The following is a 25,822-nucleotide window of genomic DNA, read 5'->3' as shown; positions in this document are numbered from 1 at the left end:
ATGAATGCTCAACGTTTTGCCCGAATTCAGGAAATGCTGGCGCTGCGCCAGCACGATCTTACCGTCTGCATGGAGCAGGTGCACAAGCCGCATAATGTCTCTGCGGTGATCCGCACGGCAGACGCGGTGGGTATTCATGAAGTTCACGCCGTCTGGCCCAGCGTGCGGATGCGCACGATGGTTTCGGCGTCCGCGGGCAGCAACAGCTGGGTAAACGTTAAAACCCATACGCACATCACTGAAGCAGTACGCCATCTGAAAGATCGCGGCATGCAGGTGCTGGCCACCAACCTGTCAGCAAAAGCGGTCGACTTTCGCGCTATTGATTACACCCGCCCGACCTGCATTCTGATGGGTCAGGAAAAAACCGGCATCACTGCCGACGCGCTGGCGCTGGCTGATCAGGATATTATTATTCCGATGGTGGGTATGGTGCAGTCGCTGAATGTCTCTGTGGCCTCCGCGCTTATCCTTTATGAAGCACAGCGCCAGCGGCAAAATGCCGGGATGTATCAGCGTAAGCACAGCCTGCTGGATGAAGCAGAGCAACAGCGTTTGCTGTTTGAAGGCGGCTATCCGGTTCTCGCACGCGTGGCGAAGCAGAAAGGCCTGCCCTATCCGCAGATCAATATGCAGGGCGGCATTGATGCCGATGCCGGCTGGTGGTCCGCCATGCAAGCCACGGGTCGGAAATGAAAGGCCGGCTGCTGGATGCCATACCGCTCAGTACCCTGACCGGCGTCGGCGCCAGCCAGGCCGCTAAGCTGGCCAGACTTAACCTGTTTACTATCCAGGATCTGCTGCTTCACCTGCCGCTGCGCTACGAAGATCGCACTCAGCTCTATAAAATCAACGACCTGCTGCCCGGTATCTGGGCCACCATTGAAGGCGAAGTGCTGAACAGCGAGGTCACGTTTGGTCGCCGCCGCATGCTGGTGTGCCAGATTAGTGACGGCAGCGGGATTGCTACCCTGCGCTTTTTTAATTTCACTGCCGGCATGAAAAACAGCCTGGCACCCGGTCGCCGCGTTACCGCTTATGGTGAGATCAAGCGCGGGCAGCGCGGTGCCGAAATTATCCATCCTGAATATCGCCTTCAGGGCGAGCAGGGCGGCGCAGAGCTGCAGGAAACCCTGACGCCGGTCTATCCCACCACGGAAGGCATACGTCAGGCCACGCTGCGCAACCTGACTGACCAGGCGCTGACTCTGCTGGAGAGCTGTGCGATTGCTGAGCTGCTGCCGCCGGAGCTGAGCGGCGGGCTGATCAGCCTGCCTGATGCGCTGCGCACGCTGCACCGGCCGCCACCCGATCTCCGGCTCAGCGAACTGGAAACCGGTCGTCATCCGGCACAGAAACGATTAATTCTTGAAGAGCTGCTGGCGCATAACCTCAGCATGCTGGCCGTGCGCGCGGGGGCACAACGTCATCATGCGCTGCCGCTGCCCGCCTGTCATACGCTGGTGGACAGGCTGCTGGCCGCGCTGCCCTTCTCTCCGACCGGCGCACAGCAGCGTGTGGTAAAGGAGATTGAACGCGATCTGGCCAATGACTATCCGATGCTGCGTCTGGTGCAGGGTGATGTCGGCTCCGGGAAAACGCTGGTGGCGGCGCTGGCCGCGCTTAACGTGATTGCCCACGGCAAACAGGTCGCGCTGATGGCGCCGACTGAACTGCTGGCCGAGCAGCACGCGGCGAATTTCCGCCAGTGGTTTGCTCCACTCGGCATCGAAGTGGGCTGGCTGGCCGGCAAGCAGAAAGGCAAAGCGCGCGAAGCGCAGCAGGCGGCAATCGCCAGCGGCCAGGTGGCGATGGTCGTGGGCACGCACGCGCTGTTTCAGGAGCAGGTAAAATTCAGCGGCATGGCGCTGGTGATCATTGATGAGCAGCACCGCTTTGGTGTGCATCAGCGGCTGGCGCTGTGGGAAAAAGGCGAAGAGCAGGGTTTTCATCCCCATCAGCTCATCATGACCGCGACCCCTATCCCGCGTACGCTGGCGATGACCGCCTACGCCGATCTCGACACGTCAACTATTGATGAACTGCCGCCGGGCCGTACGCCGGTGACGACGGTGGCCATTCCGGATACGCGCCGCAGCGACATTATTGAACGCGTAAAAAACGCCTGTCTGGAGGGCCGTCAGGCCTACTGGGTCTGCACCCTGATTGATGAATCGGAGGTGCTGGAAGCGCAGGCTGCCGAAGCGACCTGGCAGGAGCTGCGCGTTGCGCTGCCCGATTTGCGCACAGGCCTGGTGCACGGTCGCATGAAGCCTGCAGAGAAGCAGGCAGTGATGGCCGCATTCAAAGCCAACGAGATCCAGCTGCTGATCGCCACTACCGTTATTGAGGTTGGCGTGGATGTACCCAATGCCAGCCTGATGATCATCGAAAATCCGGAGCGGCTTGGCCTGGCACAGCTGCATCAGCTGCGCGGGCGCGTCGGGCGCGGTGCCGTCGCCTCACATTGCGTGCTGCTTTATAAAGCCCCGCTGAGCAAAACGGCTCAGCGTCGCCTGCAGGTCCTGCGCGACAGCAACGATGGCTTTGTGATTGCGCAGCACGATCTCGAAATTCGCGGGCCCGGCGAGCTGCTGGGCACGCGGCAGACCGGCAATGCTGAATTCAGGGTAGCTGACCTGTTGCGCGATCAGGCCATGATCCCGGAAGTGCAGCGCGTGGCACGCCATATCCATCAATACTACCCCCAACAGGCACAGGCGCTGATTGAGCGCTGGCTGCCGGAAACTGAACGCTACAGCCACGCCTAGGTACCTGTTTCCGCCGCGCCCTGTGCGCCTGCGGAAAAATCACCCAGCGGAAGAGTGACGCCAGCTATGCAAACGATTGCTTTCAGCGGGCAACCGTTTAAAATCGCCACTTTGCTGTTACTGAGAGCCTGTCATGCCTGTTAATCGTGCCGAACCCCTTTCGCCCGCCAGTGCGTCTGCCACGACAAAAAGCGAACTGATTTATCGTCTTGAGGATCGCCCGCCGCTGCCGCAGACGCTGTTTGCCGCCTGTCAGCATCTGCTGGCGATGTTTGTTGCCGTGATCACCCCGGCGCTGCTGATCTGCCAGGCGCTGGGACTGCCGGCACAGGATACGCAGCACATCATCAGCATGTCGCTGTTTGCCTCCGGCGTGGCGTCACTGCTGCAGATCAAAACCTGGGGACCGGTTGGGTCCGGGCTGCTGTCGATTCAGGGCACCAGCTTTAACTTTGTCACCCCACTGATCATGGGCGGTATGGCGCTGAAGAATGGCGGAGCGGATGTGCCCACCATGATGGCGGCGCTGTTTGGCACGCTGATGGTCGCCTCCTGTACCGAAATGCTGCTGTCGCGCGTGCTGCACCTTGCACGCCGGATTATTACGCCGCTGGTGTCGGGCATTGTGGTAATGATTATCGGTCTCTCGCTGATTCAGGTCGGGCTGACCTCGATTGGCGGTGGTTTTGCCGCGATGAACGATCACAGCTTTGGCGCACCTGAAAACCTGCTGCTGGCAGGTGCCGTGCTGCTGGTCATTATTCTGCTTAACCGGCAGCGAAACCCCTATCTGCGCGTCGCATCGCTGGTGATCGCGATGGCGGTGGGTTATGCACTGGCGTGGGGGCTGGATATGCTGCCGGAGAGCGCGGCACCGGTACAGCAGCCGCTGCTGGCCGTGCCCTCACCGCTCTATTACGGGCTGGGCTTTGACTGGAATCTGCTGATCCCGCTGATGCTGGTCTTTATGGTTACCTCGCTGGAGACCATCGGTGATATCACCGCCACCTCTGACGTTTCAGAACAGCCGGTCAGCGGCCCGCTCTATATGAAGCGTCTGAAAGGCGGCGTGCTGGCAAACGGCCTGAACTCCTGCGTCTCTGCCCTGTTTAATACCTTCCCCAACTCCTGCTTTGGACAGAACAACGGCGTGATCCAGCTGACCGGCGTAGCCAGCCGCTATGTGGGCTTTGTGGTGGCGCTGATGCTGGTGGTACTCGGGCTGTTTCCGGCGGTCAGCGGCTTTGTTCAGCATATTCCGGAACCGGTACTGGGTGGCGCCACTATTGTGATGTTTGGCACCATTGCTGCCTCCGGCGTGCGCATTGTCTCGCGCGAGCCGCTTAATCGCCGCGCCATCATGATTATTGCACTGTCGCTGGCGGTCGGGCTGGGTGTCTCTCAGCAGCCGCTGATCCTGCAGTTTGCGCCAGAGTGGCTGAAAACGCTGCTCTCTTCCGGTATTGCTGCCGGCGGTATTACGGCGATTGTGCTTAATCTTATTTTCCCGCAGGAAAAATAGCGCAGCAGGCAGGCATCAGCCTGCCTGCTATTTATTCGCATTTTTCGCCAGACAGTTGAGCTGCAACGGTAATTCAGGCATAACAACCACTGACCGGACAACGATCGCGATGGATGAATGCAATGAAATTTCTGGGCAAGTTTTTCCTTACTTTATTACTGCTGATTCTGCTGCTGCTGGTGATCGGTTATGTGCTGGTGCAGACACAGTGGGGCGCCGGCTGGTTTAGCCGTTGGGTAAGCGACAAAACAGCCTGGCATCTCTCCGTCAGTAAAATTGAGCATAACTTCTCCTCCCCTTCGCATATCGTGCTGGATAACTTCAGCTTTGGTCACGACGGCCAGCCGGCGGTTGTCGTGGCTAAACGCATCGATCTTGGCCTGGCGCTGGTGCAGTTCAGCGACTGGCTTCATTTCGACAGCATTGAAATCCATGAAGGGGAGATCAATCTCGCTAATCAGACGCCAGCGACCACGCTGCCGATTCAGGCAAACCGCCTGCAGCTGCGAAATGTACGCCTGGAGAGCCCGCGCACGGCGCTGCCGCTCTCTGCGCGCGGCATTAATGGCGGTATCATTCCATGGAAACCCACGCCCGCCGATATGCTGGGCAGTGACGCACAGTTTCAGATGAGCGCGGCGCAGCTGACGCTGAACGGAGTGGCCGGTGATAACGTGCTGCTGCAGGGCAACGTGGCGCAGCGCCGCCTGCAGCTAACCACAATCGGTGCGGATATCGCACGCGGCTCGGTAACCGGCCGGGCAGAGCGTGACGCCGGGGGTAACTGGAGCATCAATCAGCTGCGCCTGAATGATATCCGCCTGCAGACCAGCAAATCGCTGAATGAATTTCTGCGCCCGCTGCTGACGGCCCCTGCGGTCAGTATTCATCGTCTGGATCTCACCGATGCCCGGCTGCAGGGCCCCGACTGGGCCGTCACCGATCTGGATCTTACGCTGCGGGACATCACCCTGCACAACGGGGACTGGCAAAGCAAAGAGGGCTACCTGGCAATGAATGCAGGTAACTTTATCAATGGCAGCCTGGCGCTGGATGATCCCATTGTTAATGCAGAGTTCTCGCCTGAAGGTGTCAGACTCACGCAGTTCAGCTCGCGCTGGGTTAACGGTATTCTGCGAGCCAGCGGCAGCTGGACGCGCAGCAACCGGCAGCTGACGCTGGACGATCTGGCAGTGGCCGGACTGGAGTATACGTTACCGCAGAACTGGCGCGAGCGCTGGCAGGCCCCCCTGCCCGCCTGGCTTGGCAGCGTGCTGGTGAAGCACGCCACCGCCAATCGTAACCTGATCATCGATATCAACCCGGCGTTTCCTTTCCAGATGACCGCACTGGACGGCTCTGCGGACAACCTGCTGCTGGCGCGTGAACATCAGTGGGGGATCTGGTCAGGCAAAGCGGCTTTTAATGCGGCAGAAGCCACGTTTAACCGTACCGATCTGCGTCATCCCTCAATCGCACTGACGGCAGATGAGCAGCAGATCCAGATAACAGAAATGAGCGCCTTTAACGGCAACGGACTGCTGGAAGCGACAGCAACGGTGGGTCAGAGTGCCGGACGCCCGCTCACACTGAGCCTGAAAGGCCAGGCGGTGCCGGCAAACGTGCTGGAAAACTGGGGCTGGCCGGCACTGACGCAGAGCGGTAACAGCACGCTGCAGCTGCAGCTTAAGGGTTCGCTGCGCGCCGGTACGCCACTGCGTCCGGGCATTTCAGCAGACCTTTCCGTTACCACCGACGCAGGATCGCTGCAGCAGACCATGCGTAACGGAGAGACAGAGTAATACCGGCCCACCGATCGCGTTGTTGCAAGCGCGATCGGTGCCGACACCCTTAGTTTATCAGCGCGCCAGAGCCACCCGCTTCAAGCGGACCATGCTGATCTGCAGGCAGTACAATATAGACGCCCTCAAATACTGCGCCCGGCTCCTCATTACCATACAGCTCGACTTCCAGCTGCACGCGCGCCTTACGCCCGCGCGCGAGGCGATCGAGATCGCCGCTCAGCGAGCCGAGATCGGCGATGGCACCGGGCCGTCCGCTGATAGGTTTGCTGTAGCGGATGTGCGCATCCGCCAGAATAATGGTCCCGCCCAGGTGACGTTCGCGCAGCAGCAGCCAGATCAGTCCCCAGCCGGTCAGCGTGGCCAGTGAAAAGAGGCTGCCGGCAAACAGCGTATGGTGCGGGTTCTGATTGCCGGTCTCCGGCATGGTGGTAACAAATTTCTGCCCGGTATATTGCAGAATGCGCACGCCCATTTTTTCACTCAGAGGAATGTGCTCATACCACGCCTGTTGCAGCTGACCGCACCAGTCGGCGCGGTGCAGAATGTCATCCAGCGTCACCACCGGTTTAATCATCAGAAAATGACGCAGCGGCGTGGTCTGCGGTGCCGTAATTTCACCCTGATTGATAAAACCCAGCTTGGCAAAAAACTCCACGGCGTCTTCGCGCGCGCTGCAGGTTACGCGCTTGGCGCCCTCCTGGCGTGCAACGGACTCCAGCGTCATCGCCACCAGCGTACCCAGCCCCTTGCCCTGTACCGACGGGTGCACGGCCAGAAAGCGAATAGCCGCTTCGTTCTCGGCATTGATATAGAGGCGGCCTGCAGCAACCGGCTTGCCCTGCTCATCCACCACCATCTGATGATGCGCCAGCGCATCCCAGGCGTCACGTTCTGAGCCCTGTGGCTGGCGTAGCGGCTTGCGCAGCATTTCCCAGCGGAACTGGTAATACATGTCCAGCTCTTCAGCCGTCTGCGGCACTCGAAGATGATACATAAAATGGTTCTCCCGTTCGGAGCCTGCGTGGCCGATCGCCTGTCGCCCGACTGCCGATCTCACACCTGCAACCAGAAAGTGACCGGACCGTTATTTACCAGTGAAACCTGCATATCCGCCGCAAAGCGACCGCAGGCGGTGGTGATACCGCTGGCCCGGCAGCAGTCGCTAAAGACGTTATACAGTCGCTCCGCTTCGGCCGGTGCGGCTCCTCCGGAAAATGAGGGGCGCATGCCCTTACGGGTATCTGCTGCCAGCGTAAACTGCGAAACCACCAGCACGCTGCCACCAGCCTGGTGCACATTCAGATTCATTTTGTCATTTTCGTCACCGAAAACACGGTAGCCGAGCACTTTATCGCAGAGTCGCCGCGCTTTTTGATCATCATCCTCTTTCTCCACGCCCAGCAGCACCAGCAGTCCTGCGCCAATCTCACCAATGATCCGCTTGTCGACCGTCACGCTGGCGGCACTGACGCGCTGAATTAATGCAATCATGTTTCCTCACGGGATGGTTCATGTTCCTGCTGCTTTAGCTGGCGATAGTCGTTCAGGGTGACGGTGACTTCCGCTCCCAGCAAAACAATACACCACGTCCAGTAGACCCACAGAAACAGGATCGGAATAACGGCCAGTACGCCGTAAATTAACTGATACGAAGGAAACATCGTAACATAGAGCGCAAAGCCTTTTTTGCCCAGCTCAAACAGCAGACCTGCCACCACTGCCCCCGTGAGCGCATCGCGCCCCGGCACGCGGCGCGTTGGCACAACGCTGTAAAGCAGCCAGAACGCCAGAATAGAGAGCACCAGCGGGAAAATACGCAGCAGCTGGTCGATGAGGCTGGTTACGCCGGTAACATTCACCCAGCGCAGCGACAGCAAATAGGAACTGATTGCCAGACTGGCACCAGCCAGCAGCGGTCCCAGCGTCAGGATCATCCAGTAGACGGCAAACGAATAGACCATCGGACGCGGCGAATTGCTGCGCCAGATGGTGTTCAGCGCGCTGTCAACGGAGTGCATTAGCAGCAGCGCCGTCACAATCAGCCCTACAGCCCCCACTGCCGTCATTTTGTTAACGTTAGCCACAAACTGGTCGAGGTAGCGCTGGATCACGTCACCCGCTGCCGGCATGAAGTTGGTAAAAATAAAATTCTTGAGCTGTACGCTGATGTCGGAAAACACCGGGAACGCGGCGAACAGCGCGAAGATCACCGCGACCAGCGGCACCAGTGCCAGCAGGGAGACGTAGGCAAGATTACCTGCCTGCGTGGTCATGTTGTCTTCGTCGATACGCCGCCACAGCAGCTTGAGCCATAAAAAGAACGCATGCGCCCGGTGGCGCAGAGTGTTAGCCATCACATTTATCCACGCGCTGCAAACCAGTCTGGCAGGGTTTTGTGGTCCTCCACCAGCACGCTGTCTATTCCCAGCGCGCGTGCCGCATCGATATTTGCCTGATTGTCATCAAAGAAAATGGCCTGATCGGCAGTGTACCCCTCCTGCGCCAGCACATAGCTGAAAATACGGGCTTCCGGTTTACGCATGCCGAGATCCTGCGACATATAGACGCGATCGGCAGCCTGCTGCACTTCCGGATAGTGTGTTGGCCAGAACTCAAAATGCAGCTGATTCGTGTTGGAAAGGATCACCACGCGCTCGCCCCGGGCGCGTAGCTGGTTCATGATGGCCAGCGTCTCCGGGCGCACGCCGACAAACACGGCCTGCCAGCCGGCAGTGAACTGTTCGTAGCTCAGGGCAATATCGAGCTGCTCGCAAAGACGTTCAGCAAATTCAGGGTCGCTGATTTCACCCCGTTCATGTTGTTCAAACGCTTCATCCATGCCGAAGCGACTCTGCAGCGTGGCCAGCGGCACGCGACCTAAATCACTCCAGACGCCCAGTACGCGATTGAAGTCGATATCAACGATCACGTTACCCAAATCAAAGATGTACAGCATGACGCCTCTCCTCTGTGCTTCCGGGATCATTCACTCTAGCGGCAAAAAGCGTAGCTGAACAGTAAGCAGCCGGGGAAAAGGCGGGCAACAAAAACAAAAAAGCCCCGCAGTGCGGGGCCTGATAACAGAAGGTATCGCTTACTCTTTACCGCCGCGAGACGCGCGTTTGCGATCGTTCTCGGTCAGGTGACGTTTACGAATACGCACTGACTGTGGCGTGACTTCAACCAGTTCATCATCATCGATGAACTCGATCGCCTGCTCCAGCGTCATTTTCTGTGGCGGAACCAGCGTGGTTGCCTCATCGGTACCTGACGCACGCATGTTGGTCAGTTTCTTACCGGTCAGGCAGTTTACTGTCAGGTCGTTAGAGCGGCTGTGAATACCGATGATCTGGCCTTCATAGACTTCTGCACCGTGACCCAGGAACAGCTTACCGCGATCCTGCAGACCAAACAGCGCAAACGCAACGGCTTTACCCTGACCGTTGGAGATCAGAACGCCGTTCTGACGCTGACCCACTTCACCCGGACGAACGTCGTCGTAGTGGCTGAAGGTAGAATAAAGCAGACCGGTACCGGAGGTCATGGTCATGAATTCGTTACGGAAGCCGATCAGACCACGGCTTGGGATCACGTAGTCGAGACGTACGCGGCCTTTGCCATCCGGATCCATATTTTTCAGGTCGCCTTTACGCTCACCCATCGCCTGCATCACCGAGCCCTGATGGGTCTCTTCGATATCGAGGGTCACGTTCTCAAATGGCTCCTGCTTGCGGCCTTCATGCTCACGGAAGATAACTTTCGGACGGGATACCGCCAGCTCGAAACCTTCACGACGCATGTTTTCGATCAGAACAGAAAGGTGCAGCTCACCACGACCTGATACGCGGAACGCGTCAGCATCGGTGGTCTCTTCAACGCGCAGCGCAACGTTGTGTACCAGTTCTTTGTTCAGGCGATCCAGGATCTGACGTGAAGTAACGTATTTACCTTCTTTACCGCAGAACGGTGAGGTATTGACGTTAAAGAACATGGTCACGGTCGGCTCATCCACGCTCAGCGCCGGCAGGGCCTGCACATTCTGCGTGTCGCAGATGGTATCGGAGATGTTCAGCTCACCCAGACCGGTAACGGCAATGATGTCGCCCGCTTCTGCCAGATCGCTGTCGATACGCTCCAGACCCAGATGCGTCAGCACTTTGCCTACTTTTGCGTTACGGGTTTTGCCTTCGCTATCAATCACCGTTACCTGCTGGTTCGGCTTGATTTTACCGCGCTTGATGCGGCCAATACCGATAACGCCCAGGTAGTTGTTGTAGTCCAGCTGTGAAATCTGCATCTGCAGCGGCGCATCAGCTTCAACCTGCGGCGGAGAAACGTGATCGACGATTGCCTGATACAGCGGGGTCATGTCCTCAGCCATATCAGTATGTTCCAGACCTGCAATACCATTCAGCGCTGACGCGTAAATGATAGGGAAGTCCAGCTGCTCGTCAGTCGCGTCGAGGTTAACGAACAGGTCGAATACCTGATCTACAACCCAGTCAGGACGCGCGCCTGGACGGTCAATTTTGTTGATAACCACAATAGGTTTCAGACCGTGGGCAAAGGCTTTCTTGGTTACGAAGCGGGTTTGCGGCATAGGGCCATCCATCGCATCAACAACCAGCAGCACCGAATCCACCATGGACATGACGCGCTCTACTTCACCACCGAAGTCGGCGTGTCCCGGGGTATCAACGATGTTGATACGGTAGTCGTTCCATTTGATGGCGGTGTTTTTTGCGAGGATGGTAATTCCACGCTCTTTTTCCAAATCATTGGAATCCATCACACGTTCAGTCGCTTCGGTACGAGCGTCAAAAGTACCGGACTGTTGCAGCAGTTTGTCGACCAGGGTGGTTTTTCCATGGTCAACGTGCGCGATGATGGCGATGTTACGCAAATTTTCGATCACAGCTTTGCCTCAGGCATTATAGAAATAACGCGGTATTGTACACGGATTAAGCGGAATACTGAACATGATCACAGTTTTCCCGACAATATTCTCGCGCTGCTGATTTTTAGCACCATTAGCGGTGCAAATATCTGCATCCTGCTGGCTTTGTGCACCATTTTAGTGCTGACACCGCACGGATTTGCACCATAATAAAGCAATGCGTCTGTTCTGGTGCAGCTGCTGATGCACCGCAGCGCGCCGCACAGCGCCATTTATCGCGCTTGAAAAAAGTTGGCACAGAATTCGCTTTATCTTTTTTAAGTGCAAACGACAGTGGCCTGATGGCTGAATAGCTTGCCGGGATCTTAGTCAGGGGTGGTCAGTAGTCGTGACACATTCCAGGCATTTTGAGTTCTCTCACCACGACAACAGATGACCATTTCCAGGAGAGTTGAGTATGTCCGCTGAACACGTTCTCTCGATGATGAACGAGCATGAAGTTAAGTTCGTCGATCTGCGTTTTACCGATACCAAAGGTAAAGAACAGCACGTCACCATTCCTGCTCATCAGGTTAACGCAGACTTCTTTGAAGAAGGCAAAATGTTCGATGGTTCATCCATCGGTGGCTGGAAAGGCATTAACGAATCAGACATGGTGCTGATGCCGGATGCCACCACCGCGGTAATGGATCCGTTCTTCGAAGACCCGACTCTCATCATCCGGTGTGACATCCTTGAGCCAGGCACGCTGCAGGGTTACGATCGCGACCCGCGTTCCATTGCCAAGCGCGCCGAAGAGTACCTGCGTTCTTCCGGTATTGCTGACACGGTGCTGTTCGGGCCTGAGCCAGAATTTTTCCTGTTTGACGATATCCGTTTCGGCTCATCGACTTCAGGTTCACATGTTGCTATCGATGATATCGAAGCGTGCTGGAACACCGGCAAAGCGTACGAAGGCGGCAACAAAGGCCATCGTCCGGGTCTGAAAGGCGGTTACTTCCCGGTGCCACCGGTTGACTCCTCTCAGGATATTCGTTCTGCCATGTGTCTGACCATGGAGCAGATGGGGCTGGTTGTAGAAGCACATCACCACGAAGTGGCAACCGCTGGTCAGAACGAAGTGGCAACCCGCTTCAATACCATGACCAAAAAAGCGGATGAAATTCAGATTTATAAGTATGTCGTGCACAACGTCGCGCACGCTTACGGCAAGACCGCAACCTTTATGCCAAAGCCAATGTTTGGTGATAACGGATCCGGTATGCACTGCCATATGTCACTCTCTAAAGGTGGCGTAAACCTGTTCTCCGGTGATAAGTACGGCGGCCTGTCTGAAACGGCACTGTTCTACATCGGCGGTGTGATCAAGCACGCTAAAGCAATTAACGCCCTGGCTAACCCAACCACCAACTCTTACAAGCGTCTGGTGCCGGGTTATGAAGCGCCGGTTATGCTCGCTTATTCTGCGCGTAACCGTTCTGCCTCTATCCGTATTCCGGTTGTTGCCAGCCCGAAAGCTCGCCGTATTGAAGCGCGCTTCCCGGATCCAGCGGCTAACCCATACCTGGCGTTTACTGCACTGCTGATGGCTGGCCTCGACGGCATCATCAACAAAATCCATCCTGGCGATGCGATGGACAAAAACCTCTACGATCTGCCGCCGGAAGAAGAAGCGGAGATCCCGAAAGTAGCCGGTTCTCTGGAAGAGGCGCTGAACGCGCTGAATGAAGATCGCGAGTTCCTGACCCGCGGCGGCGTATTCACTGACGACGCTATCGATGCTTACATCGAGCTGCGCAAGCCAGATGTTGATCGCGTTCGCATGACGCCACACCCGGTTGAATTTGAACTCTACTACAGCGTTTAAATGGCCATTCACCTCTTTTGTCCGCCAGTCCGGGCAAAAGAGGACAACGTTTTTTTGTTGCCGTGGAAACTTTAGCCCATCTCCGGATGGGTTTTTTTCACCGCAAAATTGCCGTTATCAGGGAGTTTTCCATCCCAAAACGCTATAGTGCACTAATTTGGTGCAGAGGATCGTGGTATGGTTGCTGGCTCACTGCCTGATGCAGGGCAGATTCTCAACTCCCTGATAAACAGTATCCTGCTGGTCGATGACGGGCTGGTGATCCGCTATGCCAATCCGGCTGCGCAGCAGCTGCTGGCGCAGAGTTCGCGCAAACTGTTTGGCACACCGCTGCCGGAACTGACCGGCTACTTTTCGCTGAACATTGACGTGATGCGTGAGAGCCTGGCTGCGGGCCAGGGCTTTACCGACAGCGAAGTCACGCTGGTGGTCGACGGACGTGCGCATATTATGTCGCTGACCGCGCAGCGTCTGCCAGACGGCCTGATCCTGCTGGAGATGGCCCCGATGGACAACCAGCGCCGGCTCAGCCAAGAGCAGATCCAGCATGCTCAGCAGGTTGCCGCACGCGATTTGGTACGCGGCCTGGCGCATGAGATTAAAAACCCGCTTGGCGGCCTGCGCGGCGCAGCGCAGCTGCTGTCGCGCGCGCTACCTGACCCGTCGCTGAATGAATATACCAACGTTATCATTGAGCAGGCAGACCGGCTGCGCAATCTGGTGGATCGTCTGCTGGGCCCGCAGCAGCCGGGGTTGCACGTTACGCAGAGCATTCATCAGGTGGCTGAACGCGTGGTCAAGCTGGTCTCGATGGAGCTGCCGGATAACGTCACGCTGGTGCGCGACTACGACCCCAGTCTGCCGGAACTGCCACACGATCCTGACCAGATTGAACAGGTGCTGCTTAACGTAGTACGCAATGCGCTGCAGGCGCTGGGCGCAGAGGGCGGTACCATCGTGCTGCGTACGCGCACCGCTTTTCAGCTGACGCTGCACGGCACACGCTACCGGCTGGTGGCGCGTATTGATGTGGAAGATAACGGACCGGGTATCCCGGCACAGCTGCAGGATACGCTGTTCTATCCCATGGTCAGCGGACGCGAAGGCGGCACCGGTCTCGGGCTCTCTATCGCCCGCAGTCTGATCGATCAGCACTCAGGAAAAATTGAATTTAACAGTTGGCCAGGCCACACCGAATTTTCGGTTTACCTGCCCATTCGCCAGTGAGGTTTCTATGCAACGAGGGATAGTCTGGATCGTCGATGACGATAGCTCCATCCGCTGGGTGCTTGAACGCGCGCTCACTGGAGCCGGTTTAAGCTGCGCGACGTTTGACAGCGCCAGTGAAGTGCTGGATGCACTCGCCAGCAAAACCCCGGACGTATTATTGTCAGATATCCGCATGCCGGGCATGGATGGCCTGGCGCTACTTAAGCAGATTAAACAGCGTCATCCGATGCTGCCGGTCATCATTATGACGGCGCATTCCGATCTTGATGCCGCCGTCAGCGCCTATCAGCAGGGTGCGTTTGATTATCTGCCGAAGCCGTTTGATATTGATGAGGCGGTCGCGCTGGTCGAGCGCGCCATCAGCCACTATCAGGAGCAGCAGCAGCCGCGCAATCAGCCCGTCAGCGGCCCGACAACCGACATCATCGGCGAAGCGCCGGCGATGCAGGATGTGTTCCGTATTATTGGCCGTCTCTCCCGCTCCTCAATCAGCGTGCTGATCAACGGAGAGTCCGGAACCGGTAAAGAGCTGGTCGCGCATGCGCTGCATCGCCACAGCCCGCGGGCCAAGGCGCCTTTTATCGCGCTGAATATGGCAGCGATCCCGAAAGACCTGATTGAATCTGAGCTGTTCGGGCACGAAAAAGGGGCGTTTACCGGCGCTAACCAGATCCGCCAGGGCCGCTTTGAACAGGCGGATGGCGGCACGCTGTTTCTTGATGAGATTGGCGATATGCCGCTGGATGTGCAGACTCGCCTGCTGCGCGTGCTGGCAGACGGTCAGTTCTATCGCGTGGGCGGCTACGCGCCGGTAAAGGTGGATGTGCGCATTATTGCCGCCACGCATCAGAACCTTGAGCTGCGCGTGCAGGAGGGCAAATTCCGTGAGGATCTGTTCCACCGCCTCAACGTTATTCGTGTGCATCTGCCGCCGCTGCGTGAGCGCCGCGAAGATATTCCGCGTCTGGCACGCTACTTCCTGCAGGTCGCCGCGCGCGAGCTGGGGGTTGAGGCCAAAATCCTGCATCCGGAAACGGAAACGGCGCTGACCCGCCTGCACTGGTCAGGCAACGTGCGCCAGCTGGAGAACACCTGCCGCTGGCTGACGGTCATGGCCGCCGGTCAGGAAGTGCTGATTCAGGATCTGCCGCCGGAGCTGTTTGAATCCGTCACGCCTGACAGTCCGGTGCAATCGCTGCCGGACAGCTGGGCCACGCTGCTGGCACAGTGGGCCGATCGCGCACTGCGTTCCGGTCATCAGAACCTGTTATCCGAAGCGCAACCGGAGATGGAGCGCACCCTGCTGACGACGGCGCTGCGTCATACTCAGGGGCATAAACAGGAAGCGGCACGCCTGCTCGGCTGGGGACGCAACACGCTGACGCGCAAGCTCAAAGAGCTGGGCATGGAGTAACGCTGCAGGGAGCGGCTTTCTGCTGATTTTTTGCACGCACAGGCTGTACAGACCGTTACCGATGAGTATCATATGCGCGGTAATCGGGAGACAAGTATCATGCTGCAATCTGTCATGCTGACGATAGCGCATAACCTGGCAGCCATTGGCAGCGCGGTGACACATTCGCCGCAGACTGCGCTGGCTGCTGTGGTATGCGCCGTTACGGCGAGCCTGTTCAGTTAATAGCAAGGGAGCGTACTGCTCCCTTTGTTATTTAAATAATCCGGGAATAGTGCTGCTGGCGGTTTTTCTGCCGCAGATAGCGATCAAAACACATGCAGACAGAGCGGATCAGCAGACGGCCGCGCCCGGTCACCGTCAGGCGCCGCGCTTCATAACGCACCAGCCCCTCCGCCACCAGCGGGGCTAACTGCGTCAAATCTTCAGCAAAATAGTCTTCAAACGCGACCGGCCACTGCGCCTCCACGGCGGCAAAATCGAGCGTGAAGTTGCAGATAAGCTGTTTAATGACCTCGCGCCGCAAACGATCATCCTCCGTCAGCGTTAATCCGCGCCACAGCGCGCTACCCTGCTGCTCCACCCCTGCATACCACTCATTCAGCACTTTCCGGTTCTGCGCATAGCTGTCGCCCAGCATGCTGATAGCAGAAACGCCCAGTCCCAGCAGATCGCTCTCACCGTGCGTGGTGTAGCCCTGAAAATTGCGGTGCAGCAGGCCGCTGCGCTGCGCGATCGCCAGGTCATCATCCGGCCGGGCAAAGTGATCCATCCCGATAAACTGGTAGCCTGCGGCGGTCAGTGTGGCAATGCTCTGCTGCAGGATCAGCAGCTTTTGCGCGGCGTCGGGTAGCTCTGCTGCTTTGATTTTGCGCTGCGCCGCAAACAGCGCGGGCATATGCGCATAGCTGAACAGGCTGAGACGGTCGGGAGCAAGCCCGACCACCCGCTGCAGCGTCCGTGCAAAGCGTTCCGCAGTCTGCAGCGGCAGACCGTAGATCAGATCGAAACTGACCGAACGAAAGCCCTGTTCGCGCGCGCGCTTTACCAGCGCACCAATTGCCGCTTCATCCTGTACCCGGTTAATGCGCGCCTGCACCGCCCGATCAAAATCCTGAATCCCTATGCTCAGGCGGTTAAATCCTTCCGCCCGCAGATGATCGATCGTGGCCGGTGCGATCTCACGCGGATCGATTTCGATCGACATTTCAGCGTCATCCGCTATATCAAAGTGATGCCGCAACAGCGCCATCAGCCGGCTTATCTGCGGTCCGTCAAGGAAGGTCGGCGTGCCGCCTCCCCAGTGCAGCTGAGTTACCCGGCGACCGGCAAACAGCGGTGCACGACAGGCGATCTCCTGTGCCAGCGCATTCAGATAGCGGTCAGCTTTATGCCGCTGACGCGTCACTATTTTATTGCAGCCGCAGAAGTAACATAGCCTGTGACAGAACGGAATATGCACGTAAAGGGAGAGCGGCCGGTGAGGATAGCGGGTAGCAGCCTGCTGAAAATCTGCGTCGCGGAAAATTTCACTGAATTCCGGCGCGGTGGGATAGGAAGTATAACGCGGGCCTGAGCCGCTGTATTTCTCAACCAGCTGCTGATCCCATTCTATCTGCTGCGCGGTCATGCTTACCTCTTTCGGTGGCGTGTGGTCCGGAAAGGTCGCGCAGAAGGGTCAGTGAAGCGGTGAAGGGAACGCCGCCATAAACGCGATTTCAGGCGCGACAGGCGGCGTAGTTTAAACAATAACCAGAGGATATAACATGTGAGCAGCAGCGCTAAAATTGATCCAGGCCAAAACATTGTTGAATACCTGCTCAGCGCGGCATGCGGTACGGCGCATGCCGTCCGGTAACGGAATTACTGCCCTTTCAGCAGGCGCATCATATCTTCTTCAGCCTGCTCATCTTCGGCGTCGTCATCCAGCGCGATCCCCAGCGTTTCCATCAGCTCATCGATGCGGTCCAGCGTCTCATCCAGCCACGCCTGGTCTTCACCGCTCAGCGTCTCGCCTTTTTCCAGGCGATCAAGCAGTGTGTCGAGACGTTCGTCGTTCTCCAGCTTCGCCAGCTCCTCTTCAGGCGTCAGGCGTACTTTCTGCGCTTTCGCTTTGGGCTGAGGTGCCGCTTTTGTCACGGGCTGCGTTTTGCCTTCAGCCACCAGCGATACCGGTTTTTTGCTGCCAATGCGGGCATCGCTGCTTTTTTTAGTCTGTGCGCTGCCGCTGCTCTGCGCCGTCGGGCTGGCACGGCTGCCCGATTTATGGCCGCTGTGCTTTTTGTCACGTTTACGATCGCGCGCTTCCTGATTCAGTTCTTCACGCGATTTGCGTTTGGCTTTAGCAGCGGGTTTGCCACGCTGGGCGGGTGCAGGTTGCTTCATGGTATCCGGTCTCAGTGATGCCTGGTGAGTTCAGTATAGAATTGCGGCGAAATCTAGCAGAAAGCAGACAAAGAAAAAAGGCGATAGCTTTTGCTATCGCCTTATTTCGCACCTTCGTACGAAGGAAACTCTGAATAAATCCTTTACGGCTCTCAACGTCCCGGTCACTCCGTCGCCATATCGCTCCTGCGAGTAATCCCTGTCCTTTCCCGATTCCTGCCTGAATCGTACTCCTGCCATGCTCGTGGTCTTCCGGACACTCCTGAGCGCATCATCCTGATGGGTGCTGCCTTGCACTGACACCAAATGTAGACGAAAGTGCAGAATCAACAAGTGAGTCCTTGCCCTTATTTAGAGAAAAGAGTGATTAAAACAACGCAAGACTTTGTATTTTAATGATAAAAAAATATTGAACTTTTTATATTTCAGCCAAAACTGGCATCATGAAACGGCGATCTCTTACACAGTCTGTCAGGGCAACAGCTGTCAGATACTTTTGCGTCATAACAGGTATAATCAGCGCATTAGTCCGTATCTATCAGCTGGAGTCTATTTTGTCTGCTTTGAATTATCACGTTACTCACTTCATGCTCAGTGCGCCAGATATCCGTCATCTGCCGTCCGACACGGGTATTGAAGTAGCCTTTGCCGGGCGCTCAAATGCAGGCAAATCCAGTGCGCTTAATACACTGACTAACCAGAAAAGTCTGGCGCGCACCAGTAAAACGCCGGGGCGTACCCAGCTTATCAACCTGTTTGAAGTGGTTGAGGGCAAACGTCTGGTGGATCTGCCCGGCTACGGCTATGCCGAAGTACCGGAAGAGATGAAACGTAAATGGCAGCGTGCGCTGGCAGAATATCTGCAAAAGCGGCAGGCGCTGAAAGGGCTGGTGGTGCTGATGGATATCCGCCACCCGCTTAAAGATCTCGATCAGCAGATGATTGAGTGGGCCGTGAGCAGCAACATTCCGGTTTTAGTGCTGCTGACCAAAGCGGACAAGCTCGCTTCTGGCGCGCGTAAAGCGCAGCTCAATATGGTGCGTGAAGCCGCGCTGGGCTTTACGGGCGACGTGCAGGTTGAGATGTTCTCTTCGCTGAAAAAGCTGGGCGTGGACAAAGTGCGTCAGAAGCTGGATACCTGGTTCAGCGAACTTGAGCCGGCCCGGGAAGGCGATGCAGATAACCTGCCAGCAGAGTAACGGCAGCGTAGTCAGGTGAAAAAAGCCCAATAAAAAACGCCCCAGTCATAACTGACTGGGGCGGCTAAATATTCAGCCAAATCCGATTACGTGAAGTAAAAGGTCTGAAAGATAGAACATCTTACCTCTGTACCCTACGCGACGAACTTTACCTGATTTTTTCTGACCGACAAAGGATTTTTTGTGATTCACTTTCAGGTTTTGACATAATTTTTACCAGCCTCGTCACACTTTTGCACAGAAGCTATAGTTTAATTCCCGAAAAAATGTTTAGCAGGCAGCAAGTTAGATCAGTGCGCCTGATCCCAGTTATCACCGACGCCGACTTCCACCAGCAGCGGCACATCCAGCGTCATGCTGCTCTCCATCAGCTGACGGATTTTTGCGCTGGCGCTCTCCACCGCGTCTTTGTGGATCTCAAACACCAGTTCATCGTGTACCTGCATGATCATCTTCACGTCATCACCGCTCTGCTGCTGCAGCCAGCCATCCACGGCAATCATTGCCCGCTTGATGATATCTGCTGCAGTTCCCTGCATTGGCGCATTGATTGCCGCACGCTCAGCCGCTTTGCGGCGGATAGCGTTACTGGATTTGATATCCGGCAGCCACAGACGACGCCCGTCCAGCGTCTCCACATAGCCTTTGGACGCCGCCTGATCGCGGGTCTTTTCCATGTAACGCAGCACGCCCGGATAGCGTTCGAAGTAGAGATCCATATATTTCTTCGCTTCACCGGCACCGATGTTCAGCTGGCGCGACAGACCAAAAGCACTCATGCCATAAATCAGGCCAAAGTTAATCGCTTTGGCGCTGCGGCGCTGCTCGGCTGAGACCTTTTCCAGCGCGGAACCAAATACTTCCGCTGCCGTGGCACGGTGGATATCCTCTCCCTGGGCAAAGGCATCCAGCAAACCTTTATCCTGTGACAGATGCGCCATGATGCGCAGCTCAATCTGGGAATAGTCCGCAGCAACAATCCGTTTATCTGTACCGGCAATAAAGGCCTGACGGATCCGGCGACCTTCTTCGTTACGGACCGGAATGTTCTGCAGGTTCGGATCGGTCGAAGAGAGACGGCCGGTCGCCGTGACGGCCTGATGATAAGAGGTGTGAACGCGTCCGGAGACCGGATTAATCATCTGCGGCAGTTTATCGGTGTAGGTAGATTTCAGCTTTGACAGCCCCCGATGCTCCAGAATGACTTTTGGCAACGGATAATCAAGCGCCAGCTCGGCCAGCACCTCTTCGCTGGTTGAAGGTGCGCCGCCCGGTGTCTTCTTCGTAGGCTTAATGCCCTGCTTTTCAAACAGGATGGTCTGCAGCTGTTTAGTTGAGGAGAGATTAAACGGCTCGCCCGCCAGTTCATGCGCCTTCAGTTCCAGTTCAGAGAGGCGGGTGGTCAGCTCCTGAGAGTGCCTGGCGAGGATGTTCTGATCGATAAGCACGCCGTTACGCTCAATACGTGAAATCACCGTGACCAGGGGCATTTCGATGTCCGTAAAGACCTGTTTCGGACCCGCTTCCTGCTCCAGTTTTGGCCACATCTGCTGATGCAGCTGCAGCGTCACATCGGCATCTTCTGCCGCATAGTGTGCCGCCTGCTCCAGCGCAATCTGGTTAAACGTGAGCTGATTTTTGCCTTTGCCGGCGATCTCCGTGAACGTGACCGTCTTGTGATTCAGCCAGCGCGCCGAGAGGCTGTCCATATCATGCTTGCCGCCAATGCTGTTCAGACAGTATGACTCCAGCATGGTGTCAAACCGGATGCCGCGCAGTTCGATACCGTAATTTTTCAGCACGCCGCGATCGTACTTCAGGTTCTGCCCGACTTTCGCCGCGCGTTCATCTTCCAGCAGCGGTTTTAATTTCGCCAGCACGTCGATGCGATCGAGCTGATCGGGTGCGTCCAGATAGTCGTGCGCCACCGGCAGGTAGGCGGCCTCACCGGGCGCGACGGCAAAGGCGATACCCACAATGGTCGCGCTGAGCGTATCGAGTGAATCAGTTTCAAGGTCGAAGGCAAACACGTCAGCCTGCTTCAGTTTATCGAGCCAGGTGTTAAAGGTTGCCTCATCAAGGATAGTGACATACCCGTCTGCTGAGAGCACGCTGGTGGCTTCCGCGGCCTCGGGCTCATCAGCCAGCACGCTCTGCGCCTGCACATTGCTCTTTTTGCCCTGCAGCCACTTACCTTCCTGCAGATCGGCCTGCCAGCGCCGGAATTCAAAGCGGGCAAACAGCGTCTGCAGCGTCTCAACGTCAGGCTGGTTCACCGTCAGCTGATCGTAACTCACCTCCAGCGGCACATCCGTTTTAATGGTCGCCAGCTGGTAGGAGAGAAAGGCCACATCGCGGTTCTGTTCGAGTTTGGCCGCCATGGTTTTCGCGCCACGGAATGCCAGACCGGCTACTTTGTCGAGATTTTCATAAATGGCATGCATGCCACCCAGTCCCTGCAGCAGCGCCTGCGCGGTCTTCTCACCTACGCCCGGCACGCCGGGAATGTTATCGGAACTGTCGCCCATCATCGCCAGAAAATCGATGATCAGTGCAGGCGGCACACCATATTTCTCTTCAACCTCTTCCGGTCCCAGTACGGTATTGCTCATGGTATTGATCAGCGTGATCTCTGGCGTCACCAGCTGCGCCATATCTTTATCACCGGTGCTGATCAGCACGCTGCGCCCCTGTTTACCCGCTTCCAGCGCCAGCGTACCGATAACATCGTCCGCTTCCACGCCCGATACGGCCAGCAGCGGCAGCCCCATCGCTTTTACCATTTCATGCAGCGGTGCGATCTGCGCACGCAGATCGTCAGGCATCGGCGGGCGATGAGACTTGTAGTGTTCGAACAGTTCGTCACGGAAGGTTTTTCCTTTCGCATCGAAGACCACAGCCACATGGCTGGGCTGATACTGCATCAGCAGGCTTTTCAGCATGTTGAGCACACCATACATCGCGCCGGTGGGTTCACCCGCGCTGTTGGTCAGTGGCGGAAAGGCATGATATGCACGGTAGAGATAAGAGGATCCGTCTACCAGAATCAGGGGATTTTCTGCGATTTTCGCCATAGTGTTAAGGTTTCTTCGTTGCGAGATTCAGGCTTATAAGGATGCCACAACCTGAGAAAAATGTTGAATGAACACGGGAGAGAGGCACTTTTTTTCACGGTTATCAAACGCGGATCGCAACGATCTTTCTGTGGATAACTTTGTGCGCAAATTTTACAGGGCGCTAATTTTTCAGGATGAGAAAAAAAAATATCAGATAATAACTATTTATTTACAGTAAGTTAATAAGTTGCCGTGACACAGAGCGCGCTTTCGGGGACGCGATCGTCCATGTGGATATCACTGCGGAGGATCTGCGGAAAAAAGAATAAATGAGGAAGAAAGAAATAAAAAACGCTGGCATTGCCAGCGTTTAAGCGTATTACGTTACTGCTTTTCAGCCAGGAACTTAACCACGTTGGCATAATCGGCGACAAAATTCTCCATAGAGCTGGTGTCCAGACCGCCGTTATTGACCATATATTTGCCGTTAACAAAAATAGCCGGCACGCCCTGCAGATTGACGTCAGAAGCGGCTTTCTGCTGCTGCGCAACCAGCGCCTTGACCGCAAAGCTGTTCCAGGCAGCATCATAATCGCCAGCTGAGATCCCTGCTGCTTTGATAAAGGTCTCTTTCAGGCTGGCCGGATCGGTGATGGTTTGCGTCTTCTGAATGCCATCAAAAATTGGTGCGGTAACTTTGCTTTCCACGCCGAGTGCCATAGCCACTGCCCAGGCGTGCGTTACAACCGGCCCTAAGTCACCGCCGAGAAAATCGACGTGATATTTTGTCACTTTGGTCTCAGCCGGCAGGTTCTTCTTCACTGCCTCGCTGACGTGGTAAACACGTTCAAACTGATAGCAGTGCGGGCAGAAAAACGAGAAGAATTCCATGACCTGAGGTTCACCTGCCACCGGCTTCTGCAGCGTGACATACTGTTTACCGTCGGTGAACTGCGCCGCTGATACGCTAAATGCCAGCAACATTCCCGCCAGCGCAAGCCAGATTTTTTTCATTGTTAACCTATCTCCTGAGTACGTTATTAAAATTGCGGACCAAGCCGTAATGGGGGTTCGTGCAACAGTCGCTCCTGCTCAATCAGGAGTGCAATCTGCCGGCGCCAGAAATCCTCGTCAGTCATCCAGGGGAACGCACGCGGAAAAGCGGGATCCTGCCAGCGGCGTACGACCCAGGCCAGATAATAAACCATGCGCATGGCGCGTAAAGACTCAATCAGTGTCAATTCATGTAAATCGAAATCACCGAACTCGTTATACGCCTCTATCAGAATATCCCACTGAATGCGCTGTTCCTGTCGATCGCCGTTTATCAGCATCCAGAGATCCTGCACGGCCGGGCCGGTGCGCGCATCATCCAGATCAACAAACATCGGGCCGTCACGCCATAAAATATTGCCCGGATGACAGTCGCCGTGCAGGCGCAGCGGCTGCCACTGCGTGTGCCAGCTCTGCTGCAGCGTGCTTAAGAGATGCTCTATAGCCTTCAGCAAGCTCTCTTTAAGCCTTGCCGGTACCAGCTCGCTGTGGGCCAGCGTCTGCTGTGGCTGCCGGATATACTCTTCAAGCCCCAGCTCCGGACGCCGGACGAAAGGTTTACGACGTCCGGTCTGATGCATGCGGCCGAGGAAGCGGCCCACCCACTCCATCTGTTCCTCATTGTCCGTTTCATACTGACGACCGCCGACGCTGGGGAACACGGCAAACATAAATCCGGCATGCTGGTTAAGCGTGCTGTCCTGTAGCGTAAGCGGTGCCGCTACCGGCACGTCGTCATTCAGCAGATCCAGCGCCAGCGCATGCTCTTCAAGGATCTGTTCCCGGCTCCAGCGCTGCGGACGATAAAACTTAGCGACGTAGCGCCGGTTTTCATCATCGCTGAACTGGTAAACGCGGTTTTCATAGCTGTTCAGCGCCGTTAAGCCTGACTCCACCCGCAGGCCGGTATCCCATAAAGCGTCGAGAATGGCATCCGGATCCAGCGTATGAAAATTAAAGGCAGCGTCGTTCATTGTCGGCCCTGTATGTTACCTTTGCAGTAGATGCGCAAGGATAGCACTACTCGTCAGCCTTGATCACACCGCGTGCGCGTAACAGTGCTGTTTTAAAGTCTGCTTCGTAATCTTTTCTGATACCGGGTATTTCTGTGGTGCTATCGGTATCACGCATTTTGAGATGGTAAATCAATATGTCGTCGCTTAATTCACTTAACGGGCCATGAAAGCCCGCCTCCTGCGCCAGCTTGTGTAAAAAAGCCAGCAGGTTATATTCAGGCTCCTGCTGCCAGGCAGGCTGCAGGAGCGCAATCAGTTCGTTAAGACGATGGGTTTTCATAGCCGATCCCTCGTTACACTGCGCGGGTTTATAAAAGGAGATAACCATGCCCGTATTTACCGGCGTTATTCTGGCGGGTGGCCAGGGCAGCCGTATGGGAGGTCGTGATAAGGGGCTGGTGCGGCTGCATAATCAGCCTCTTTATCAGCATGTGCTGCAGCGACTGCAGCCACAGGTAGAGAGTGTGCTGATCAGCGCTAACCGGCACCTTGATCAATATCAGTTAAGCGGCTGTAAAGTGATAACAGACACATTACCTGACTGGCCCGGTCCGCTGGCGGGTATGCTGAGCGGATTACGCCATAGCCAGAGCGAATGGGTTGTTTTCTGCGCCTGTGATACGCCCTATATTCCTCAGGATTTTGTCCTGCGGCTATGGCAACAGCGCGCAGAGGCGCCGGCGGTCTGGGTCAGATCGGTCATGCGCGATCATCCGGTACTGGCTCTGCTTAACCGGGCGCTGGCTGATGAACTGGCCATGTATCTCTCACGCGGCGAACGGCGTCTGATGCAGTTTCTGTGCGCCAGCGGCGGCCATGCAGTGCTGTTTGATGAGGATGAGACACTATTCCGTAATATCAATACCGCAGACGATCTGGCACAGGAGGAAGGAGAATAATGGACGTCCCTTTACTCGCCATTGCCGCGTGGAGCGGTACCGGCAAGACTACGCTGCTTAAATCGCTGATACCGCTGTTAAAACAGCGCGGGATCCGGACCGGGCTGATCAAGCATTCTCATCATCAGCTGGAGATCGATACGCCAGGTAAAGACAGCTACGTTTTACGTAAAGCGGGCGCCGACCAGGTGATGGTTGCCAGTGAACGGCGCTGGGCGCTGATGTGTGAAACGCCAGATGAACCCGCATCTCTGCAGCATCTGGCAGCACAGATGAACAGCGCAGCGCTGGATCTGATACTGGTTGAAGGATTCAGGGATGAAAAGGTGGCAAAAATTGCGCTGTGGCGGCGTGGTGTTAAAGGCGGGGCAGAAGAGTTGCTGGATGAATATGTGATTGCCATAGCCAGCGATGAAGCCCTGGCGCTTGATCTGCCGCTGCTGGATATCAACCAGCCTGACCGCATCGCTGACTTTATCGTCAGCTGGCTGAAAAAAGCTTAAATTTTACTCATTTCTGCGTTTTCTGCAGACGTAAAAAAGCCCTGAACGTCTGTTCAGGGCTCTCTTACTTGATGGATGCCTGGCAGTTCCCTACTCTCGCATGGGGAGGCCCCACACTACCATCGGCGCTACGGCGTTTCACTTCTGAGTTCGGCATGGGGTCAGGTGGGACCGCCGCGCTGTGGCCGCCAGGCAAATTCTGTTA

Annotated in this window: 22 protein-coding genes and 1 rRNA gene; 11 read left to right on the top strand and 12 right to left on the bottom strand. The window is 56.3% G+C overall.

Annotated elements, in window-relative coordinates; translation table 11 throughout:
- The 4 genes from trmH to BBA90_RS06145 all read left to right on the top strand — a co-directional run bounded on the left by trmH (nucleotide 1) and on the right by BBA90_RS06145 (nucleotide 6,095).
- Entirely contained in the window at nucleotides 1-696 is a 696-nt protein-coding gene (gene trmH / locus BBA90_RS06160; RefSeq protein ID WP_065648399.1) for a tRNA (guanosine(18)-2'-O)-methyltransferase TrmH, read from the top strand.
- Entirely contained in the window at nucleotides 693-2,771 is a 2,079-nt protein-coding gene (gene recG, locus BBA90_RS06155) for an ATP-dependent DNA helicase RecG (RefSeq protein WP_065648398.1), read from the top strand. The genes trmH and recG overlap by 4 nt, the downstream gene beginning before the upstream one ends.
- 133 nt (nucleotides 2,772-2,904) lie before the next feature.
- Nucleotides 2,905-4,293 (top strand): nucleobase:cation symporter-2 family protein, encoded by a 1,389-nt coding sequence (locus tag BBA90_RS06150; RefSeq protein ID WP_065648397.1) that lies wholly within the window; start codon nucleotides 2,905-2,907, stop codon nucleotides 4,291-4,293.
- 122 nt (nucleotides 4,294-4,415) lie between these two features.
- The gene (locus tag BBA90_RS06145) at nucleotides 4,416-6,095 is read left to right on the top strand and encodes an AsmA family protein (protein WP_065650415.1); all 1,680 of its coding nucleotides are present in this window, start codon (nucleotides 4,416-4,418) and stop codon (nucleotides 6,093-6,095) included.
- A 49-nt stretch (nucleotides 6,096-6,144) separates the two neighbouring features.
- On the opposite strand, the gene fabY is transcribed toward BBA90_RS06145, so the two are convergent.
- The 5 genes from fabY to typA form a co-directional block, all read right to left on the bottom strand.
- Nucleotides 6,145-7,092: a fatty acid biosynthesis protein FabY gene (fabY, locus tag BBA90_RS06140; RefSeq protein ID WP_065648396.1), complete on the bottom strand. Its 948-nt coding sequence runs from the start codon at nucleotides 7,090-7,092 to the stop codon at nucleotides 6,145-6,147.
- 59 nt (nucleotides 7,093-7,151) lie between these two features.
- A complete protein-coding gene (gene dtd / locus BBA90_RS06135; RefSeq protein WP_065648395.1) occupies nucleotides 7,152-7,589 on the bottom strand; it encodes a D-aminoacyl-tRNA deacylase in 438 nt (145 codons plus the stop codon).
- A complete protein-coding gene (locus BBA90_RS06130) occupies nucleotides 7,586-8,452 on the bottom strand; it encodes a virulence factor BrkB family protein (RefSeq protein WP_065648394.1) in 867 nt (288 codons plus the stop codon). Before BBA90_RS06130 ends, dtd begins: the two co-directional genes overlap by 4 nt.
- Before the next feature lie 5 nt (nucleotides 8,453-8,457).
- Nucleotides 8,458-9,054 (bottom strand): glucose-1-phosphatase, encoded by a 597-nt coding sequence (gene yihX, locus BBA90_RS06125; RefSeq protein WP_065648393.1) that lies wholly within the window; start codon nucleotides 9,052-9,054, stop codon nucleotides 8,458-8,460.
- 138 nt (nucleotides 9,055-9,192) lie between these two features.
- Complete coding sequence (gene typA / locus BBA90_RS06120; protein WP_065648392.1) at nucleotides 9,193-11,013, bottom strand: ribosome-dependent GTPase TypA; 1,821 nt, start codon at nucleotides 11,011-11,013, stop codon at nucleotides 9,193-9,195.
- Between the two features lie 439 nt (nucleotides 11,014-11,452).
- On the opposite strand from typA, the gene glnA reads away from it, so the two are divergent.
- The 4 genes from glnA (at nucleotide 11,453) to BBA90_RS19070 (ending at nucleotide 15,731) form a co-directional block, all read left to right on the top strand.
- Nucleotides 11,453-12,862: a glutamate--ammonia ligase gene (gene glnA, locus BBA90_RS06115; RefSeq protein WP_065648391.1), complete on the top strand. Its 1,410-nt coding sequence runs from the start codon at nucleotides 11,453-11,455 to the stop codon at nucleotides 12,860-12,862.
- Nucleotides 12,863-13,039: 177 nt separating this feature from the next.
- Nucleotides 13,040-14,089 carry a nitrogen regulation protein NR(II) gene (glnL, locus tag BBA90_RS06110; RefSeq protein ID WP_065648390.1) on the top strand — a complete coding sequence of 350 codons (1,050 nt, stop codon included), beginning with the start codon at nucleotides 13,040-13,042 and terminating at the stop codon, nucleotides 14,087-14,089.
- Between the two features lie 7 nt (nucleotides 14,090-14,096).
- Complete coding sequence (glnG, locus tag BBA90_RS06105; protein ID WP_065648389.1) at nucleotides 14,097-15,506, top strand: nitrogen regulation protein NR(I); 1,410 nt, start codon at nucleotides 14,097-14,099, stop codon at nucleotides 15,504-15,506.
- 99 nt (nucleotides 15,507-15,605) lie between these two features.
- Complete coding sequence (locus tag BBA90_RS19070; RefSeq protein WP_139074175.1) at nucleotides 15,606-15,731, top strand: YshB family small membrane protein; 126 nt, start codon at nucleotides 15,606-15,608, stop codon at nucleotides 15,729-15,731.
- Nucleotides 15,732-15,762: 31 nt separating this feature from the next.
- On the opposite strand, the gene hemN is transcribed toward BBA90_RS19070, so the two are convergent.
- The gene (gene hemN / locus BBA90_RS06095; protein WP_065648387.1) at nucleotides 15,763-17,136 is read right to left on the bottom strand and encodes an oxygen-independent coproporphyrinogen III oxidase; all 1,374 of its coding nucleotides are present in this window, start codon (nucleotides 17,134-17,136) and stop codon (nucleotides 15,763-15,765) included.
- Between the two features lie 233 nt (nucleotides 17,137-17,369).
- Entirely contained in the window at nucleotides 17,370-17,891 is a 522-nt protein-coding gene (yihI, locus tag BBA90_RS06090; RefSeq protein WP_065648386.1) for a Der GTPase-activating protein YihI, read from the bottom strand.
- 554 nt (nucleotides 17,892-18,445) lie between these two features.
- Between yihI and yihA the strand changes: the two genes are divergently transcribed.
- A complete protein-coding gene (gene yihA, locus BBA90_RS06085; RefSeq protein ID WP_065648385.1) occupies nucleotides 18,446-19,090 on the top strand; it encodes a ribosome biogenesis GTP-binding protein YihA/YsxC in 645 nt (214 codons plus the stop codon).
- Between the two features lie 290 nt (nucleotides 19,091-19,380).
- Here yihA and polA read toward each other — a convergent pair whose 3' ends face one another.
- The 4 genes from polA to BBA90_RS06065 all read right to left on the bottom strand — a co-directional run bounded on the left by polA (nucleotide 19,381) and on the right by BBA90_RS06065 (nucleotide 24,495).
- Nucleotides 19,381-22,164 (bottom strand): DNA polymerase I, encoded by a 2,784-nt coding sequence (polA, locus tag BBA90_RS06080; RefSeq protein ID WP_065648384.1) that lies wholly within the window; start codon nucleotides 22,162-22,164, stop codon nucleotides 19,381-19,383.
- A gap of 366 nt (nucleotides 22,165-22,530) precedes the next feature.
- Nucleotides 22,531-23,160 carry a thiol:disulfide interchange protein DsbA gene (dsbA, locus tag BBA90_RS06075; protein ID WP_065648383.1) on the bottom strand — a complete coding sequence of 210 codons (630 nt, stop codon included), beginning with the start codon at nucleotides 23,158-23,160 and terminating at the stop codon, nucleotides 22,531-22,533.
- Between the two features lie 26 nt (nucleotides 23,161-23,186).
- A complete protein-coding gene (locus BBA90_RS06070) occupies nucleotides 23,187-24,173 on the bottom strand; it encodes a serine/threonine protein kinase (RefSeq protein ID WP_065648382.1) in 987 nt (328 codons plus the stop codon).
- 46 nt (nucleotides 24,174-24,219) lie between these two features.
- Entirely contained in the window at nucleotides 24,220-24,495 is a 276-nt protein-coding gene (locus tag BBA90_RS06065; RefSeq protein ID WP_065650414.1) for a YihD family protein, read from the bottom strand.
- Between the two features lie 46 nt (nucleotides 24,496-24,541).
- Here BBA90_RS06065 and mobA point away from each other — a divergent pair, with 46 nt between their 5' ends.
- Nucleotides 24,542-25,114, top strand: a complete 573-nt coding sequence (mobA, locus tag BBA90_RS06060; RefSeq protein ID WP_065648381.1) for a molybdenum cofactor guanylyltransferase MobA — start codon at nucleotides 24,542-24,544, stop codon at nucleotides 25,112-25,114.
- Nucleotides 25,114-25,617 (top strand): molybdopterin-guanine dinucleotide biosynthesis protein MobB, encoded by a 504-nt coding sequence (gene mobB / locus BBA90_RS06055; protein ID WP_065648380.1) that lies wholly within the window; start codon nucleotides 25,114-25,116, stop codon nucleotides 25,615-25,617. Before mobA ends, mobB begins: the two co-directional genes overlap by 1 nt.
- A gap of 77 nt (nucleotides 25,618-25,694) precedes the next feature.
- Here the strand turns inward: mobB and rrf are convergent.
- A 5S ribosomal RNA gene (gene rrf / locus BBA90_RS06050) occupies nucleotides 25,695-25,810 on the bottom strand.
- Nucleotides 25,811-25,822 lie beyond the last annotated feature (12 nt).

Source organism: Pantoea eucrina (assembly GCF_001691555.1).
Classification (GTDB): Bacteria; Pseudomonadota; Gammaproteobacteria; order Enterobacterales; family Enterobacteriaceae; genus Pantoea; species Pantoea borealis.
Note: the sequence above shows the minus strand (reverse complement) of the source record. Positions and strands in the feature narration are given on the sequence as shown.

What these genes read in the sequence shown, in the direction of transcription:
- BBA90_RS06150 (WP_065648397.1), top strand. Translation starts at nt 2,905, where the DNA reads ATGCCTGTTAATCGTGCCGAACCCCTTTCGCCCGCCAGTGCGTCTGCC.
- BBA90_RS19070 (WP_139074175.1), top strand. Translation starts at nt 15,606, where the DNA reads ATGCTGCAATCTGTCATGCTGACGATAGCGCATAACCTGGCAGCCATT.
- trmH (WP_065648399.1), top strand. Translation starts at nt 1, where the DNA reads ATGAATGCTCAACGTTTTGCCCGAATTCAGGAAATGCTGGCGCTGCGC.
- dsbA (WP_065648383.1), bottom strand. Translation starts at nt 23,160, where the DNA reads ATGAAAAAAATCTGGCTTGCGCTGGCGGGAATGTTGCTGGCATTTAGC.
- mobA (WP_065648381.1), top strand. Translation starts at nt 24,542, where the DNA reads ATGCCCGTATTTACCGGCGTTATTCTGGCGGGTGGCCAGGGCAGCCGT.
- mobB (WP_065648380.1), top strand. Translation starts at nt 25,114, where the DNA reads ATGGACGTCCCTTTACTCGCCATTGCCGCGTGGAGCGGTACCGGCAAG.
- BBA90_RS06130 (WP_065648394.1), bottom strand. Translation starts at nt 8,452, where the DNA reads ATGGCTAACACTCTGCGCCACCGGGCGCATGCGTTCTTTTTATGGCTC.
- BBA90_RS06070 (WP_065648382.1), bottom strand. Translation starts at nt 24,173, where the DNA reads ATGAACGACGCTGCCTTTAATTTTCATACGCTGGATCCGGATGCCATT.
- recG (WP_065648398.1), top strand. Translation starts at nt 693, where the DNA reads ATGAAAGGCCGGCTGCTGGATGCCATACCGCTCAGTACCCTGACCGGC.
- yihX (WP_065648393.1), bottom strand. Translation starts at nt 9,054, where the DNA reads ATGCTGTACATCTTTGATTTGGGTAACGTGATCGTTGATATCGACTTC.
- BBA90_RS06065 (WP_065650414.1), bottom strand. Translation starts at nt 24,495, where the DNA reads ATGAAAACCCATCGTCTTAACGAACTGATTGCGCTCCTGCAGCCTGCC.
- glnL (WP_065648390.1), top strand. Translation starts at nt 13,040, where the DNA reads ATGGTTGCTGGCTCACTGCCTGATGCAGGGCAGATTCTCAACTCCCTG.
- yihI (WP_065648386.1), bottom strand. Translation starts at nt 17,891, where the DNA reads ATGAAGCAACCTGCACCCGCCCAGCGTGGCAAACCCGCTGCTAAAGCC.
- hemN (WP_065648387.1), bottom strand. Translation starts at nt 17,136, where the DNA reads ATGACCGCGCAGCAGATAGAATGGGATCAGCAGCTGGTTGAGAAATAC.
- BBA90_RS06145 (WP_065650415.1), top strand. Translation starts at nt 4,416, where the DNA reads ATGAAATTTCTGGGCAAGTTTTTCCTTACTTTATTACTGCTGATTCTG.
- glnA (WP_065648391.1), top strand. Translation starts at nt 11,453, where the DNA reads ATGTCCGCTGAACACGTTCTCTCGATGATGAACGAGCATGAAGTTAAG.
- glnG (WP_065648389.1), top strand. Translation starts at nt 14,097, where the DNA reads ATGCAACGAGGGATAGTCTGGATCGTCGATGACGATAGCTCCATCCGC.
- polA (WP_065648384.1), bottom strand. Translation starts at nt 22,164, where the DNA reads ATGGCGAAAATCGCAGAAAATCCCCTGATTCTGGTAGACGGATCCTCT.
- fabY (WP_065648396.1), bottom strand. Translation starts at nt 7,092, where the DNA reads ATGTATCATCTTCGAGTGCCGCAGACGGCTGAAGAGCTGGACATGTAT.
- dtd (WP_065648395.1), bottom strand. Translation starts at nt 7,589, where the DNA reads ATGATTGCATTAATTCAGCGCGTCAGTGCCGCCAGCGTGACGGTCGAC.